The following is a 15,380-nucleotide window of genomic DNA, read 5'->3' on the forward strand; positions in this document are numbered from 1 at the left end:
GCTTTTACTCGCAGTTAAATACTGAATTTTTACTAACAACTGCCAACCATTCGACAAGCAATCGGGCTAACTGCCAACTACCAACTGCCAACTGCCAACTGCCAACTGCTAACTGCCAAATGAAAGCATTATTTCTTCACCCAAACTTCCCCGCCCAGTACCGCCACATAATCACGGCTTTAGGCGCAGATCCCAAAAATCAGATTGTTTTCGGCACTAAAAACGAGCGTCCCGAATGGAACATTCCCGGCGTTCGCAAAGCAGCATTTACACCAAGCCGCGAACCTAACCCGCAGACTCACCAATACGTCCGCCCTTTAGAAAGTGCCGTCATCTACGGACAAGCCGTGTTTAGAATGGCAGAACAACTTAAAGCAGACGGTTTTGTACCCGATATTATCTGCGGACATTCCGGTTGGGGGCCGACACTGTTTGTCAAAGAAGCTTTCCCAAATACGCCGCTTTTGTGTTATTTCGAGTGGTTTTATCACTCGATCGGTTCCGACGCAGATTTCGATCCGGCTGAACCTTTAACAGTTGACGACATGGCGAGAATTAGAATCAAAAATGCGCCGATTTTGATCGATTTATACTCTTGCGATTGGGGTTTGTCGCCGACATACTGGCAGCGATCGCAATTTCCGCCAGAATTGCAGCAAAAATTATCCGTACTCCACGACGGCGTAGACACCGATTACTTCAAACCAGATCCAGGCGCTAAACTAATTTTGCCCAACTTAGATTTGTCTGGCGTTGATGAAATTGTCACCTATGTATCGCGGGGAATGGAACCTTATCGGGGCTTTCCAGAGTTCATTGAGTCGATCGCCTATTTGCAAGAACGCCGCCCCAACTGTCACGTTGTAATTGTTGGTTCAGACAGGGTTTGTTACGGCCGTTCCTTACCAAATGGCGAGTCTTACAAAGACCATATGCTCAAAAAAGTGCCGCTAGATATGTCGCGAGTTCACTTTGTCGGGCCGCTACCCTACGGACTGTATTTAAAAGTAATTCAAGCATCGGACGTACACGTTTATTTAACCAGACCTTTCGTGCTATCTTGGTCGATGATTGAATCTTTATCGACAGGATGTTTAGTAATCGGTTCCGACACCGGGCCTGTTAGAGAAGTTATCCGCGACGGAGAGAACGGTTTAATTGTCGATTACTTCTCGCCAAAACAAGTAGCCGATCGCATTGACGAAGTTTTAGACCATCCTACCCGCATGGCAGAAATTCGTGTCAAAGCCCGTCAAACCGCTCTAGAACGCTACAGTTTAGCTAAAATGTTGCCGCAGCAATTACAATTGATCGAACAGATAGCAAATCGTTCCATGCCGCCGACAGTTGGTATGCAGCCAGAACGGGAATTAGCCGCATCTTTTGGAGTGAGAATTTAGCACATTCCTAAACGCAACATCATATGTTGCACCATTCTCAAAAACAGGCTGTCCGGCCTGTTTATAAAAGGCTTGTTGAGAATGGTGCAACATCTCAGACGCACCCTACATAATCTTAGGCACTTTGAAAAACTCCCCATCGCGATCGGGAGCACCAGCCAAAATACTTTCTCCATCAGCAAAAGGTTGCAAATCGTCCGATCGCATAATATTGCTAACATCGATCGCCCGCGTTGTCGGTTTTACCTTACTCGTATCCAGTTCTTTCAACTGCTCAAAATAATCCAAAATACCGTTCAGTTGACCAGTAAACTGCTCTTCTTCTGCCGGCGTTAATTCCAATCGGGCTAAATTCGCTACTTTCCGAACTTCTTCTCTGTCAATCATAATATATTGGGAATTGGGAATTGGGAATTGGGAATTGGGAATTGGGAATTGGGAATTGGGAATTGGGAATTGGGAATTTGTTATTTGTTATTTGTTATTTGTTGTTTGTTGTTTGTTATTTGTTGCTTGTTATTTGTTGTTTGTTGTTTGTTATTAAAGAAGTTACTAACCAATAACCACTAACCCATAACTACTAACCAATAACTACTAACCAATAACTACTAACTATGCCCAATTCCCAATTCCCCATTCCCAATCATAGTTAAAAATACACATCAATTTGCGATCGGCCTGTCGTCTTCAGCCAATTTTGCACCTCAATGTAATTATTCGGCGCTAAGCGAATAGCCTCTTTCCAATAATCTGCAGCCTTATCAAACAACCCTTCCGCCGCTTCCACATTGCCAGATTCCTTTTCCTTTTCCCCTTGATAGTGGTAAATCACAGCAATATTATTCAGCGCCTGCGGCATTCTCGGATTCAGTTCCAGCGCTTCGCTGTAATACTCCAAAGCTTGCTCGTGTTCGCCGTTGCTAGTATGGATCAGGCCCATATTGTACAACACGTAACTGCGATCGTAAGGATCTTCTTCCAACTTCAGCGCTTCATGATAATTGTCCAGCGCTTCAGCATATTCGCCATCAGCTTGAGCCGACATACCATCTCGATAGTAAGCAAAAGCTTCCTTCGCCTGCTTTTTCGCCGGCATAATCTTCAGGATAATATCGGCCATTACCGTGAAACTTTTGTCAATAAAGTTATCGTTGCGTTGAGTTCTGGGCATAATTCGATTCTTTGGTTAACGGCCAATCAAAAATATTAGCCTGTAAAGTTTTCCTATTAAGAGTTTTGCGACTGTTTCGGTTCAGTCCGGCCGCCGACGCTTGGAAACGCTGGTGAGACACAACTGCAAAGCTGAAAACACGCGCTTGCGAGGTGCAAAAGAGTGCAAATCTCATCCATTTTAGATAACTCTTGCCAGTATTGACAAAAAAAACCACATTTCTTTAACCTATTGACCGCACTCTACGGGCGATCGGGCAAAAACCTAGCAACATTTCGCCCCAAAGTCAAGAGCATCATCAAAAAAATTCATAAACCAGCGACTCAAAACCAGTTTGAATTCCCACAATATATAATATAAACAACCGGGTAATTTTCACAGAGAGAAACCTATGGCTCCGAATCCCACCATTATGCAAGCCGTCGAGCAACTTGGCTACCGCGTTACGGTTGGAGACGTGGCGGCAAAAGCTGGATTAGACGTTAATTTTGCCCAGCGAGAACTGTTAACCCTCGCCTCCGAAGCAGGCGGCCACCTGCAAGTAGCAGAATCCGGCGACATTGCCTACCTATTTCCCAACAACTTTCGAGATATTTTGCGAAACAAATTCTTTCGCTTGCAGTTGCAGGAATGGTGGCAAAAAATCTGGAAAATTCTATTTTACCTAATTCGAGTATCTTTTGGCATAGTGCTGGTAGCTTCCATCCTCTTAATTTTTGCGGCCATCACGATGTTACTCTCCAGCATGAACAGCGACAATAACGGGGGAGGCGGAGGCGGAGGCGGAAGCGACGGTAACAGAGGCGGCGGATTCTTCTTTTTTCCCTACTTCTGGAACGAGTTACCCTGGATATTTTATTGGAACCATAACGAACCTTACTACCAGCAGCAATCGCGCTTAAGCGGCCAAAAACCCCAGATGAGTTTTCTGGAAGCAGTTTTCTCCTTTCTATTTGGAGATGGCAATCCAAATTACAATTTAGAAGAGCGCAAGTGGAGCGATATTGCCGTCGCCATTCGCAACAACCGAGGTGCCGTAGTCGCCGAACAAATAGCGCCCTATCTCGACAATCTCGGACAAGGATACGCGAGAGAATACGAAGAATATATGCTACCGACTCTCGCGCGTTTTGACGGCCGCCCCGAAGTCAGTCCCGAAGGACAAATAGTCTACCATTTTCCGCAATTGCAAACCACAGCAGTTCAAAAAAATCCTCAACCAGTAGGAGCTTATTTGCGAGAAATGCTGTGGCGTTTCAGCCACGCCAGCTCCGGCCAACTCATGCTCGCGGCAGGGTTGGGAGCCGTCAATCTTGTCGGTGCGTTAGTTTTGGGGAATTTATTAACTAAAAGTGCGATCGCCAGTGGATTTATCGGTTTCGTCAGCGGTATTTATCCACTACTGCTGATTTACGGCATCGGATTTTTGACAATTCCCTTAATTCGGTACTTCTGGACTCAGTGGAAAAATAGCAAGATAGAAACCCGGAATCAAGAGCGGCAGCAGCGAGCCATGTTATTAAACCAACCAGATGCCAACTTGCAGCAAAAATTAAGCTACGCCCAGGAATTTGCAGCAGAAAACCTACTGACTGGAGAAGATTTAGCTTATACAACAGAAACCGATTTAACCCAACAAGAACTAGAACAGTCAGCAAAAATAGATGCCGAATGGCAGCGGCGAATCGATGGAGTTTAGATTTTCTATTTGACGATTTGAAATTAATTAATAATTTTGAGTCAACATCTAAAATCCGATGAATATTAGATTCAGCTAGGTCAAGTTTGCTGTACCAAAGACTGCTTCGTACTCCTGGCTTTTTTGACAATTTTAGGACGTTTAAAAATCAAACAATTTTGGTCGTATTTCGAGTCATGGCGCATAGCCACAAGTTCCCAACCCTCCTCCCCCAACTGATTGATAAATAGATGCAGCGATCCTTGTTTCCAATCTCGCAATTCCTCACCATTTACATATAAACTAATCAGCTTATTGCCAAAAGGATACATATTTGCATCCACAAAAAAATACTCCCACTTTTGCATAGTTATCCTTAATGTAGTTAGTCATTGGTCATCAGTCATTAGTCATTGGTCATTAGTCATCAGTCATTAGTCATTAGTCATTAGTCATTAGTCATTTACTCGTTACCAGGCTCTGCCTGGTAATGCAGACCCGGAGGCTCTGCCTCCATCTTCGCAGCCGACGACGAGGCAGAGCCTCGCTTACATGGGTTCCCAGGCTCTGCCTGGGAACCAGTTAATAACTATTTTTTGCTTCAACCTTCAGACTTTGCTCCTCAAAATCCATCCGTTAAACCCATTAAATCCGTTAAAAAACCCGCTGCCAAACTTCCTTCTTCCCAGCAGTTACTGAACAGCTATTCTAGCCAAAGCAGCGCCCCGGTAATAGTGCAACAAAATCTGCTGGTAGCCGTATCCCTGCCTGGCCAAATTGTAAGCTCCCCACTGGCTCATGCCAACACCGTGACCGAAACCTTTGCCAGCAACTTGAAAACTCGTAGGAGCTTGGCCGCTGTTCTTGGCGCTCCCGCCTGCATACTGAGGAATCACCGTAAACCGCGTGCTCCTCAAACTCAGAACCCGACGCAAATCTGCCCCAGTCATCACTCTAGAACCGCCATCTCCCACAACTTTCATCCTCAAAACGCTGCCGTAAGCGGTAGTGCGTTCTGGCTTCATCGAGATGACGTTACCGACACCGGAAATCTTGCTGCTGATTTGAGCGCGGGAAAAATTTTCTTTCCACTGATAAACCGGCGCGCCTTGGTCAAAGTCAGGAACACCGCGCAGGTAAGGCAGGGGTTCCGTCCAAACATCCTCAACATTTTCGGTATGTCCGCCAGATGCTGAGTGGAAAACAGCTAAAATAATCTGACCGTTGTAGGTGAGAACTTGACCTGCGGTGGCATCGACTGCGCTATAAGTACCCGAAGATTCTGTTTGCAGTCCTTTGTAAACCTGCGAAGACTGAGTGTCGTCCACATCGTAAAGGTCGGTTTCGCTTTTGAGGCGCTCGTGGATTGCGTAGGAACGGGCGGCGACTGCTTGGGCTTTTAAGGCCTCCAGAGGCCAATTGCCGCTCATTTCGGCACCCAGAACGCTGTAGAGATACTGTTCGATATCGACGTAGTTGACTGCTGTCAGGGATCCTTTTTCGGGAATTACAAGGGTGCGTCCGCGATACCACCGATCGCCAATCCAAACATACCCGTTCCCGGTCGGCTCGATCCAAATTTGATTGGCGGCCCAGCGTCCGATCGCCACTTTGCCCGATCGAAATTGAGCCGATCCAGAACTGTTGGCAGACAGTTCGCCCAAATTGCGCCCGCTACCGTCGCGGATTGCAGCCTTAGTAGAACTGCCGACTTTGATCTGACTTGCGCCGTCTTGTACCGCCACTCGCAAGATCAGCGCCGCCTGTGCTGGGGCTACCATTACCAGCCAAAACAACAGAGAAATCCAAAAGTAGCGTTTTGTTAATCTTGAAAGAAGCGAAGCAAATAACACTCCTGGCTGCATTTAAAAAATTTCCTCCTGTGCTGTACGAGTTTGAGAATTTTTAAGGGGAAGGTTTGGTTCGCGAAAAAGGAAGGAGAACGGCAGAAAGAAAACGTTAGAATTGGGTTTGGCACTTTGTGCGCCTGTCAAAAAAGATTGGAACGACTCGATGCTCGCAGCAACAGCGATTTATCCCGGTTCCTGCCTGCGACTATTTCATTTAGGTCGGATTTGCCGCACTCTGGATATATGTAACATATTTTTTAAGATTTAATTGAGGTGATTTGACTCTTGCAGATTACATTTCTCGGAACTAGCTCCGGCGTGCCGACGCGATCGCGCAACGTTTCCAGCATCGCCCTGCGTTTGCCTCAGCGAGCGGAACTCTGGCTGTTTGACTGCGGCGAAGGAACTCAGCATCAGTTTCTCCGCAGCGAGCTCAAAGTCAGCCAACTGAGCCGTATTTTCATCACTCACCTGCACGGCGACCACATTTTCGGCTTAATGGGTTTGCTGGCTAGCTGCGGTTTGGCGGGGAATGTCAAGCGCATCGATCTTTACGGGCCTCCGGGACTTGAAGAATATTTGCAAGCTGGCGTTCGGTATTCTCAAACTCATTTTTCTTACCCGGTGAAGGTACACAAAATTCACGAGGGAGTCATCTATGAAGATGATGAATATATTGTTAGCTGCGGCCCTTTGAAGCACCGAGTTACTGCTTTTGGTTATCGAGTAACTGAGAAAGATCGTCCGGGACATTTTGATGTAGAAAAAGCCAAGGCTGTGGGTATTCCTTGGGGGCCGCTTTACGGTCAATTAAAACAAGGAAAGACGGTAAAGTTAGAGGACGGGCGACAGTTTAAAGGTACTGATTTTTGTGGCCCCGATCAAATCGGGCGCAAGTTTGTTTATTGTACTGACACGGTTTTTTGTGACGGGGCCGTGGAATTAGCGAAGGATGCTGATTTGTTGGTGCATGAAGCTACTTTTGCTCATCAAGATGCTCAAATGGCCTTCGATCGCCTCCATTCAACTTCGACAATGGCGGCTCAAGTGGCTTCGATCGCTGGGGCGAAACAGTTAATTATGACGCATTTTAGCCCGCGTTACGCTCCGGGAAATGCGATCGTCCTGGATGATTTGCTCAAGGAAGCGCAGGCAATTTTTCCGAATACGAAAATGGCTTATGATTTCCTGAGTTACGAAATACCGCGAGCCCAGGATTCGGGGAATGCTTCATAGATGAGACGGCGGTTGAAATCGCGTCCGTACAAACAAACTCCATGCCAACCGGACTGAATGCAATCAGATAATCTCAATAGCCCGATCTTATTCAACCCTTGGCAATGGGCGCGAGTGTCTGTACAGGCGCGGTTTCAACCGCCCGGTCTTCTGCTACAATCTGGAAAGGTATATGTTGTGGCTAACACTACAGCCCGTAACCCTGAAAGCTAATAGCTAAATTATTAAAAATCTGCCTCTCCTGCCATGTTTAAAAATCTGTTAGGCGATCCCAACGCGCGCAAACTGAGAAAATTTCAGCCTTGGGTAGCTGATATCAATATCTTGGAAGAAGACTTCCGTACCCTCTCAGACGACGGCCTCAGAGGGAAAACTGCCGAGTTTCAAGAACGTCTGGCAAAAGCTAAATCTCTCAACGAAGAGAAAGAAATCCTAGACGAAATCTTGCCAGAAGCTTTTGCAGTGGTGCGGGAAGCGGGACAGCGGGTTTTGGGAATGCGCCACTTTGATGTCCAACTCCTCGGCGGCATCATCCTCCACAAAGGCCAAATTGCCGAAATGAAAACCGGTGAAGGCAAAACTCTGGTGGCGACACTGCCGGCTTACCTCAACGCCCTCAACGGTAAAGGCGTACACATCATCACCGTCAACGATTATCTCGCAAGGCGGGACGCGGAATGGATGGGGCAGGTGCACCGCTTTCTGGGATTGACGGTGGGGCTGATCCAGCAGGGCATGGATCAGGTTGAACGCAAGAAAAATTATAACTGCGATATTACCTACGCCACTAACAGCGAGGTGGGTTTTGATTATTTGCGGGACAATATGGCTACTGTGATGGAAGATGTAGTCCAGCGTCCTTTTAATTTCTGCGTGATTGATGAGGTTGACTCGGTGCTGATCGATGAAGCACGGACGCCTCTGATTATTTCCGGCCAGGTGGAACGCCCCAGCGAGAAATATATCGGGGCGGCTGAGGTGGCTGCTGCTCTGAGAAAGGAAAATGAGGAACATTACGAGGTTGACGAAAAGGCACGGAATGTGCTGTTGACCGATGAAGGGTTTGGGGAAGCTGAGCGGTTGTTGGGCGTTACGGATTTGTACGACCCGGCTGACCCTTGGGCGCATTACATTTTTAATGCGATTAAGGCGAAGGAATTGTTTATTAAGGATATTAACTACATTGTCAATCCCGATCGCGAAGTGGTGATTGTCGATGAGTTTACCGGCCGGGTGATGCCCGGAAGGCGCTGGAGCGACGGTTTGCACCAGGCGATCGAAGCGAAGGAACGGGCGGAAATTCAGCCGGAAACTCAGACACTGGCGACGATTACCTATCAGAATTTCTTTTTGCTTTATCCGAAGCTGTCGGGAATGACTGGGACGGCGAAGACTGAAGAAACCGAATTTGAGAAGATTTACAGCCTGGAAGTGACGCTGATTCCGACAAACCGGGTGACGAGCCGCACTGACCTTTCGGATATGGTTTACAAGGCGGAGGCTGGGAAGTGGAAGGCGATCGCCCAAGAATGTGCTGAAATGCACGAAATCGGTCGCCCGGTGCTGGTGGGCACCACGAGCGTAGAAAAATCCGAGTTGCTGTCGCGGCTGCTCCAAGAACTCAAGATTCCTCACAATTTGCTCAACGCGAAACCGGAAAACGTGGAACGGGAGTCGGAAATTATCGCTCAAGCCGGACGCAAAGGCGCTGTGACGATCGCCACTAACATGGCCGGACGCGGTACAGACATCATTTTGGGCGGTAATTCTGAGTACATGGGGCGGCTCAAGTTGCGGGAGTATTTGATGCCCCGGATCGTGCAGCCGGAGGATGAAGAAGGGTTTTCGCTGGTGCAAGTTCCCGGTATTGGCGGCCGCCCCGCAGCTCAAGGTTTTGGTCAAACTGCCAAAAAGGTCAAGTCTTGGAAAGCTTCGGCGCAGATTTTCCCCACGCAGCTATCGAAAGATGCTGAGCAACTGCTCAAGGCGTCGGTGGAATTGGCGGTGAAGGAGTACGGGGAGCGATCGCTCTCGGAATTGAAAGCCGATGACATTGTGGCTGTAGCCTCGGAAAAAGCCCCTACCAAAGACATCGTAATTCAAAAATTGCGGGAAGCTTACAATTTAACTCGCAGCGAGTACGATGCTTTTACCAGCAGCGAACACGATGAAGTTGTGCAGTTGGGAGGCCTCCACGTCATCGGTACCGAACGCCACGAATCGCGCCGGATTGACAATCAGTTGCGGGGCCGGGCGGGACGCCAAGGAGACCCCGGTTCTACGCGGTTTTTCTTGAGTTTGGAAGACAATTTGCTCAGGATTTTCGGCGGCGAACGGGTAGCAGGTTTGATGAAGGCTTTCGGTGTTGAGGAAGATATGCCGATCGAATCTGGAATGCTGACTCGTTCCCTCGAAGGCGCTCAGAAAAAAGTCGAAACCTACTACTACGACATCCGCAAACAGGTATTTGAATACGACGAAGTGATGAACAATCAACGTCGAGCAATCTATGCAGAACGCCGCCGAGTCTTGGAAGGTTTGGACTCGAAGGAACAGGTAATTAAATATGCCGAACAAACGATGGACGACATCGTGGGAGCATACATCAATCCCGAGTTGCCTTCGGAAGAATGGGAACTCGAAAAACTTGTCAGCAAAGTGAAGGAATTTGTTTATCTCCTAGCTGACATGACTCCCGATCAATTAGAGGATTTGTCGGTTGAGGAAATTAAAACTTTCCTCCACGAACAAGTTCGCAACGCTTACGACATGAAAGAAGCGGAAGTTAATGCCATCCGAGCGGAATTGATGCGCGATGCTGAGCGGTTCTTTATCTTGCAGCAAATTGATACTTTGTGGCGGGAACACTTGCAGCAAATGGATGCTTTGCGCGAGTCTGTCGGGTTGCGCGGTTACGGACAAAAAGACCCGTTAATCGAGTACAAAACTGAAGGTTACGAGCTGTTTTTGGACATGATGACGGATATCCGCCGCAATGTGGTTTATTCGCTGTTCCAGTTCCAGCCGCAGCCGGCAATGCAAGTTTCGCCGGAGATGGTTTAAAAATAGTTAACAGTTGACTGTTGACTGTTGACTGTTGACTGGTTCCCTGGCTCTGGCTGGGAACCAGTTGAAATATAAAACCCGTGTTCTAGAAGAATAATAATAAAAAAATACAGAGATTCCCGTTGAAATATTGTATAGCTTGGAACTATGCCAACTATTTTACGAATAGGCCGTTACCGACTTTACTTTTACAGCCATGAACCAAATTAACCACCTCATGTTTATATTGACAGAGACAAATCATCGGTTAAATTTTGGTTGGAGCCAGTCAGTTTAGGAAATAACCTTGGTTTTAGTGCTAAAGAACTTCGTAAAATAGAGTCGGTAGTACAAGAAAATAAACAAACGCTATTGGAACCTTGGTATGGGTATTTTGGCGATTCGAGCGGACGAGAGAGTTAAGCACATTCATTTTACAGAAGAAACCATTAGTGTTGATTTGATTGATGGACGAATCATTACCGTGCCTTTAATTTGGTATCCAAGATTGTTTAATGCAACGCTCCACCAAAGGGAAAAATGGGAAGTATGTGGAGGAGGCTATGGCATTCACTGGGAAGAAATTGATGAAGACTTGAGTACAGAAGGAATGCTGCGAGGCGCACCGGCTCCGAGACCTAAAATTACTCATTAATTTAGATCGCTACTTCACTTCTAAGCTTTGGTATTATTAAGCCCAATCTTCTTGGTCGCTTTTTTGTTTCCTGTAAACTTCACCTGTGGCGTGAATTTTACGGGTTTGTTCGTAAAGAGTTTCTTCGGTATGATTCCATTGTTGCAGGACTTTTTTTAAGTCTGATTGAATATCTCTAGCGCCGGGAAAGCCTCGGTAGCGAATTATTAATCTTGCTAATTCCGATAAATTGTAGTCGGTTGCTTCTCCTGTTAATAAAGTATTGACACTGGCTCGATCGCGCTTGTATTGCGGGTGCTGTTGGTCTTGATTTTTGGCTTCTAAATTCATGTTTTTTTGCGATAAAACGGTTTGTAGTGAAGACTTTATTTCTATGATTTATGCGGACCAAACTACAGTCAACTTAGATTTGAGATTTGAGATTTTAGATTAGAGGATTGGAGGATTCGGGGATTGCGGGATTGGGGAACTGTTAAATGAATTGGTGAATACCTCATCTTTCCGAGAACAGCTATAAGTGTGCAAAAAAAATGTTGTTTTTTTTCACTCAAATTCTAAGCACAGGTGCGTTGCTGTGAGAATTTCGAGCTTGGTTTAGGGAGTTATCGCAGGCGACACACCCTACAACTACTTGGCTAATTCTGGCTCTAATTTTAAAGCTTTTTCTTGATATATTAAGCCTTCGTTGGTGCGCCCTTGCTGTTCTAATACTTTGCCTAAGTTCCAGTAAGCGGCGGCTAAGTCTGGCTGTATAGCGATCGCCTTTTGGTAATAAGTTATTGCTTCGTCTAGCAAGCCTTGTTTGTAAAACATACTGCCCAAATTAACATAAGCCGCCACCAAATTGGGGTCGAATTCGATCGCCTTTGAGTAGGCGCGCACCGCCGCTTCTATTTTGCCTTGGGCTTGCAGAATATTGCCTAGGGTTTTGTAGACTGGGGCGAAATTGGGTTGATGGCGCAGTGTTTGGTAACAGGAGGCGATCGCCTCTACATATTTCTGTTGCGTATAATAAACTTCTGCTATCTTGCTGCACGCAACCGCCGCATCCGGTTTGAGTGCTAATATTTGTTGGTATTGGGCGATCGCCTCCTCAAATTTTCCCGATTTCTGCAGGTTCTCGCCCGCTGACAAATACTGCTGTGTTAACTCGGAATTTGCGGTCATAAATTTTACTTGAACAGCCGACACTACTTTACCATAGAGAGAATATCAACGCTAATTGGAGAGCAAATCTCATGGCATCACTAACAGGAAAAGTAGCAATTGTGACTGGTTCATCGCGGGGAATTGGACGCGAGATCGCCCTTCGATTATCTCAAGAAGGCGCATCGGTTGTCATCAACTACGCCAAAGCAGCAGAAGCAGCAAAAGAGGTTGTCTCAGCGATTGAAGCAGCAGGCGGCAAAGCATTAGCCGTGCAAGCGGATGTCAGCAAAACCGCAGAAATTTGCAATTTGTTCGATCGCGCTCTCGAAACCTATTCACAAATCGATATTTTAGTCAACAATGCAGGAGTAAATCTTTCCAAAACTGTAGCGGAAGTTACCGAAGCAGAGTTTGATAATCTTTTTGCAATTAACGTCAAAGGCACGTTTTTTGCTTGTCAAGAAGCTGCTAAACGCATGGCAGATGGAGGTAGAATTGTCAACTTTTCTAGTTCGACAACTGCTATGCTATTGCCAACTTACGGGGCCTACGTGGCGACAAAAGGTGCGGTGGAACAGCTAACTCGATCGCTGGCGAAGGAATTGGGCGATCGGGCAATTACAGTCAATGTCATTTCTCCGGGCCCAACGGATACAGAACTTTTCACAGTCGGAAAAACCGCCGAACAAATCCAAAGATTCACTCAAATGACTGCTTTGGGAAGACTCGGAAAAGTTGAAGATATTGCCGATGTGACGGCTTTTTTGTGCAGCGAACAAGCCCGCTGGATTACCGGACAAAATATCCGCGTTAACGGCGGAATTGCCTAACTCGGCGGAGGCGGACGAAAGTTTGACTCTTAAGCAATTTCCATCGCCGAGTTTTGAACAATCCCCAACCAAATCAAAGATTATGGTTAAAGATTGTTCCAAGAAAGAATAGAAAAATCAAGGAGACAGTCGCCACACCTTAATCGTGTCGTCATAACTGCCGCTGATCAACGTTTTGTCTTGAGGATTAAAAGCCAGTTCCACCCAAGTCGAATGACCTTTGAGCGTACCCTGTTCCCCGCTATCCATCGCCCACAGCTTGATAGTACCGCTCAAATCGCCGCTAGCTAACGTCTCGCTGTCGGGACTGAAAGCTAAAGACTGGATGCGATCGGCATGACCGGTAAAAGTCACCTCGCCCGAGGGCTGCGGCCCGTGATTCGTGGTGATATCCCAAATCCTCACCGTGTTGTCCCAACCGCCGCTGCCCAAAATATTACCATCCGGGCTGACAACCAAAGCCGAAACAGCATCGACATGACCCCTGAGAGTCGCTTGGAATTCCCCAGTCTTCCAATTCCACATCTCGATCGTACCGTCGCCCTTGCCAGCAAACAAAGTATCTTTGTTGGGACTGAAAGCCACTGAATGCACTTCGTCGGTAATCCCCTTGAGGGTTTGCAACTCGGCACCGCCTTCGACTTGCCACAGTTTCAATGTATTGTCTTTACCGACACTGGCGAGGACTCGGCCGTCGGGACTGAAAACAACTGAGAACACTCCATCTTTGTCTCCGTCCAACGTCCGAATTAACTTGCCAGAATAGAAATTCCACAATTTAATCGTACCGTCTGCGCCTCCGCTGGCGATCGTCCTGCCGTCGGGACTGACAGCCACCGACCACACGGGCCCCAAATGTGCTGAGATAACTTTGAGTATTTTGCCGTGACGCTTGTGCAGCAGGCGAATTGTCCCGTCATTGTTGCCGCTGACTATGACGCGGCCGTTGGGACTGACTGCTACAGCCCACACCGGGTTTTTGTCTTGCTCTGCGAGAGTGCGAACTGCAGGGCCTGACTGCAATGGCTCACTGCTGAAATTCTGCATCGGGGGCGGCTCGAACCGAATTTCGGGAATGCTGGAAACTGGTTCGGAAGAAGTGAAAGCCTCCGGTACTGTCGATGACAAGCCAGAACCCAGCAGCACAGAAATTAGGGCCACGGCGGCTCCTCCCCACAAAGCCAAAGTCACTCTGGGTTTGTTGACAATCGCGTCTATCGGTGTCGGGCCGTATTTTATGTCTCTGAGAATTGCTTCGGTCGATCGATAGCGTTTTGAGGCTTCTCGTTCTACCATTTTATCCAGGATGCGGCCGAGTCTGCTCGAAACTGGTATTTTCAAATAGTGCCTCCAGGCCCAAGTGTCCCCTTTGATATCAAACAAATCAAAGGGCGACATTCCTGTTAACAAATGAATGCAAGTCACGCCCAAACTGTAGATGTCGCTGCTCAAAATAGCTTGACCTTTGATTTGTTCGGGAGCGGCGAATTCGGCCGAACCAGTCACTGTTTCTGTTTTCAGCGGCCCGCTGTTGGCAGGAATTGCCGCGCCGAAATCGACTAAAACCAGTCCCGATTCCTCCTCCCAGGGTATAGTACCTACATCCTCTTTACCCGCCGTTATTAAGCCATTTTGGCTCGTTTTGCGGTGAATAATATTGGAGGGTTTGATGTCTCGGTGAATTAGTTGATGGTCGTGAACCAGTTGCAGGACAGGCAACAATTCGCTCAGCAAATACCAAATGTGAATTTCTTTCAGTACGCCTTTTTGCGACAGTCGATCGGCCAAATTGCGACCGGGGATGTATTCTTGCACTAAATACTGGCAGCCTTCGACTTCAAAAAATGCCAGCAGTTTCGGTATTTGGGGATGTTTACCCAACTCTTCGAGGACGCTGGCGTCGCTGCGAAATGTCTGGTTTAGCTGTGCGCCATTGTCGGCGACTGAGGACACTGAGCTGCAGAACTGTTGAATGACGCAGCGGGGTTGGGTTGGTTGGTCTTCATCGACTGCTAAGAAGGTGCGGCAACCGAGACTTTGACCGAGGGGGTGAAATACTCGGTAGCGACCTTTTAACAGCAAGTTTGACTCGCAGCTTTTGCAGGCTGTGGCGCGATCGAGATTTTCTGGATGCTGGCAATTGGGATTGATGCAGTAACTCATTTCTCTTTCCGCTGGAGACCCCCGTCCGACTTAAAGCCAGGAGTGGGGGAGGAAAGCGGGGCGGTGCGTGCCGCTTCCTTTGGACAAATTAAATAATTTGAATCATTGCTTTGCTTCATGATAATTGTTTCCAAGATTTTAGTGACAATTCCTGCGGTCGATCGCGCGTTAATTATTACTGACTTTCCTGCGATGGAGGTTTA

General features: G+C 47.3%; 13 protein-coding genes and 1 pseudogene. 7 read left to right on the forward strand and 7 right to left on the reverse strand.

Annotation, left to right across the window (positions count from 1 at the left end):
• Positions 1-119 precede the first annotated feature (119 nt).
• The gene (locus QT998_RS01620; protein WP_333113382.1) at positions 120-1,400 is read left to right on the forward strand and encodes a glycosyltransferase family 4 protein; all 1,281 of its coding nucleotides are present in this window, start codon (positions 120-122) and stop codon (positions 1,398-1,400) included.
• Between the two features lie 105 nt (positions 1,401-1,505).
• Here QT998_RS01620 and gatC read toward each other — a convergent pair whose 3' ends face one another.
• Together gatC and QT998_RS01630 are read right to left on the reverse strand one after the other, a co-directional pair.
• Positions 1,506-1,787 carry an Asp-tRNA(Asn)/Glu-tRNA(Gln) amidotransferase subunit GatC gene (gene gatC / locus QT998_RS01625; protein WP_333087674.1) on the reverse strand — a complete coding sequence of 94 codons (282 nt, stop codon included), beginning with the start codon at positions 1,785-1,787 and terminating at the stop codon, positions 1,506-1,508.
• Positions 1,788-2,049: 262 nt separating this feature from the next.
• Complete coding sequence (locus tag QT998_RS01630; protein ID WP_194010252.1) at positions 2,050-2,571, reverse strand: photosystem I assembly protein Ycf3; 522 nt, start codon at positions 2,569-2,571, stop codon at positions 2,050-2,052.
• Positions 2,572-2,962: 391 nt separating this feature from the next.
• Between QT998_RS01630 and QT998_RS01635 the strand changes: the two genes are divergently transcribed.
• Positions 2,963-4,270: a hypothetical protein gene (locus tag QT998_RS01635; protein ID WP_333087678.1), complete on the forward strand. Its 1,308-nt coding sequence runs from the start codon at positions 2,963-2,965 to the stop codon at positions 4,268-4,270.
• Between the two features lie 80 nt (positions 4,271-4,350).
• On the opposite strand, the gene QT998_RS01640 is transcribed toward QT998_RS01635, so the two are convergent.
• Positions 4,351-4,617 carry a hypothetical protein gene (locus tag QT998_RS01640; protein WP_333087680.1) on the reverse strand — a complete coding sequence of 89 codons (267 nt, stop codon included), beginning with the start codon at positions 4,615-4,617 and terminating at the stop codon, positions 4,351-4,353.
• A 324-nt stretch (positions 4,618-4,941) separates the two neighbouring features.
• Positions 4,942-6,114, reverse strand: a complete 1,173-nt coding sequence (locus tag QT998_RS01645) for a SpoIID/LytB domain-containing protein (protein ID WP_333087681.1) — start codon at positions 6,112-6,114, stop codon at positions 4,942-4,944.
• A gap of 270 nt (positions 6,115-6,384) precedes the next feature.
• Here QT998_RS01645 and QT998_RS01650 point away from each other — a divergent pair, with 270 nt between their 5' ends.
• The 4 genes and pseudogenes from QT998_RS01650 (at position 6,385) to QT998_RS01665 (ending at position 11,035) form a co-directional block, all read left to right on the forward strand.
• Positions 6,385-7,335 (forward strand): ribonuclease Z, encoded by a 951-nt coding sequence (locus QT998_RS01650; protein WP_333087682.1) that lies wholly within the window; start codon positions 6,385-6,387, stop codon positions 7,333-7,335.
• A 246-nt stretch (positions 7,336-7,581) separates the two neighbouring features.
• On the forward strand, positions 7,582-10,398 hold the full coding sequence (secA, locus tag QT998_RS01655) for a preprotein translocase subunit SecA (protein ID WP_333087683.1): 2,817 nt from the start codon (positions 7,582-7,584) through the stop codon (positions 10,396-10,398).
• Positions 10,399-10,623: 225 nt separating this feature from the next.
• A pseudogene (locus tag QT998_RS01660) lies at positions 10,624-10,803 on the forward strand (DUF4160 domain-containing protein); the annotation flags it as partial.
• A complete protein-coding gene (locus QT998_RS01665) occupies positions 10,766-11,035 on the forward strand; it encodes a DUF2442 domain-containing protein (RefSeq protein WP_333113379.1) in 270 nt (89 codons plus the stop codon). The pseudogene QT998_RS01660 and the gene QT998_RS01665, both read left to right, overlap by 38 nt.
• 36 nt (positions 11,036-11,071) lie before the next feature.
• Here the strand turns inward: QT998_RS01665 and QT998_RS01670 are convergent, their stop codons facing one another.
• Together QT998_RS01670 and QT998_RS01675 are read right to left on the reverse strand one after the other, a co-directional pair.
• Positions 11,072-11,365: a DUF3288 family protein gene (locus tag QT998_RS01670; RefSeq protein ID WP_333087686.1), complete on the reverse strand. Its 294-nt coding sequence runs from the start codon at positions 11,363-11,365 to the stop codon at positions 11,072-11,074.
• Positions 11,366-11,662: 297 nt separating this feature from the next.
• Positions 11,663-12,202, reverse strand: coding sequence for a tetratricopeptide repeat protein (locus tag QT998_RS01675; RefSeq protein ID WP_333087688.1), 540 nt, complete (start codon positions 12,200-12,202; stop codon positions 11,663-11,665).
• A gap of 71 nt (positions 12,203-12,273) precedes the next feature.
• Here QT998_RS01675 and QT998_RS01680 point away from each other — a divergent pair, with 71 nt between their 5' ends.
• Positions 12,274-13,014: an SDR family oxidoreductase gene (locus QT998_RS01680; protein ID WP_333087689.1), complete on the forward strand. Its 741-nt coding sequence runs from the start codon at positions 12,274-12,276 to the stop codon at positions 13,012-13,014.
• 117 nt (positions 13,015-13,131) lie between these two features.
• Here the strand turns inward: QT998_RS01680 and QT998_RS01685 are convergent, their stop codons facing one another.
• Positions 13,132-15,177, reverse strand: a complete 2,046-nt coding sequence (locus QT998_RS01685) for a serine/threonine-protein kinase (protein ID WP_333113378.1) — start codon at positions 15,175-15,177, stop codon at positions 13,132-13,134.
• Positions 15,178-15,380 lie beyond the last annotated feature (203 nt).

Origin of the sequence: Microcoleus sp. S1D4 (genome assembly GCF_036700765.1) — a bacterium.
GTDB lineage: Bacteria > Cyanobacteriota > Cyanobacteriia > Cyanobacteriales > Microcoleaceae > Microcoleus.

Coding starts and splice junctions, on each gene's coding strand:
- QT998_RS01620 (WP_333113382.1), top strand. CDS start 120: ATGAAAGCATTATTTCTTCACCCAAACTTCCCCGCCCAGTACCGCCAC.
- gatC (WP_333087674.1), bottom strand. CDS start 1,787: ATGATTGACAGAGAAGAAGTTCGGAAAGTAGCGAATTTAGCCCGATTG.
- QT998_RS01630 (WP_194010252.1), bottom strand. CDS start 2,571: ATGCCCAGAACTCAACGCAACGATAACTTTATTGACAAAAGTTTCACG.
- QT998_RS01635 (WP_333087678.1), top strand. CDS start 2,963: ATGGCTCCGAATCCCACCATTATGCAAGCCGTCGAGCAACTTGGCTAC.
- QT998_RS01640 (WP_333087680.1), bottom strand. CDS start 4,617: ATGCAAAAGTGGGAGTATTTTTTTGTGGATGCAAATATGTATCCTTTT.
- QT998_RS01645 (WP_333087681.1), bottom strand. CDS start 6,114: ATGCAGCCAGGAGTGTTATTTGCTTCGCTTCTTTCAAGATTAACAAAA.
- secA (WP_333087683.1), top strand. CDS start 7,582: ATGTTTAAAAATCTGTTAGGCGATCCCAACGCGCGCAAACTGAGAAAA.
- QT998_RS01665 (WP_333113379.1), top strand. CDS start 10,766: ATGGGTATTTTGGCGATTCGAGCGGACGAGAGAGTTAAGCACATTCAT.
- QT998_RS01670 (WP_333087686.1), bottom strand. CDS start 11,365: ATGAATTTAGAAGCCAAAAATCAAGACCAACAGCACCCGCAATACAAG.
- QT998_RS01675 (WP_333087688.1), bottom strand. CDS start 12,202: ATGACCGCAAATTCCGAGTTAACACAGCAGTATTTGTCAGCGGGCGAG.
- QT998_RS01680 (WP_333087689.1), top strand. CDS start 12,274: ATGGCATCACTAACAGGAAAAGTAGCAATTGTGACTGGTTCATCGCGG.
- QT998_RS01685 (WP_333113378.1), bottom strand. CDS start 15,177: ATGAGTTACTGCATCAATCCCAATTGCCAGCATCCAGAAAATCTCGAT.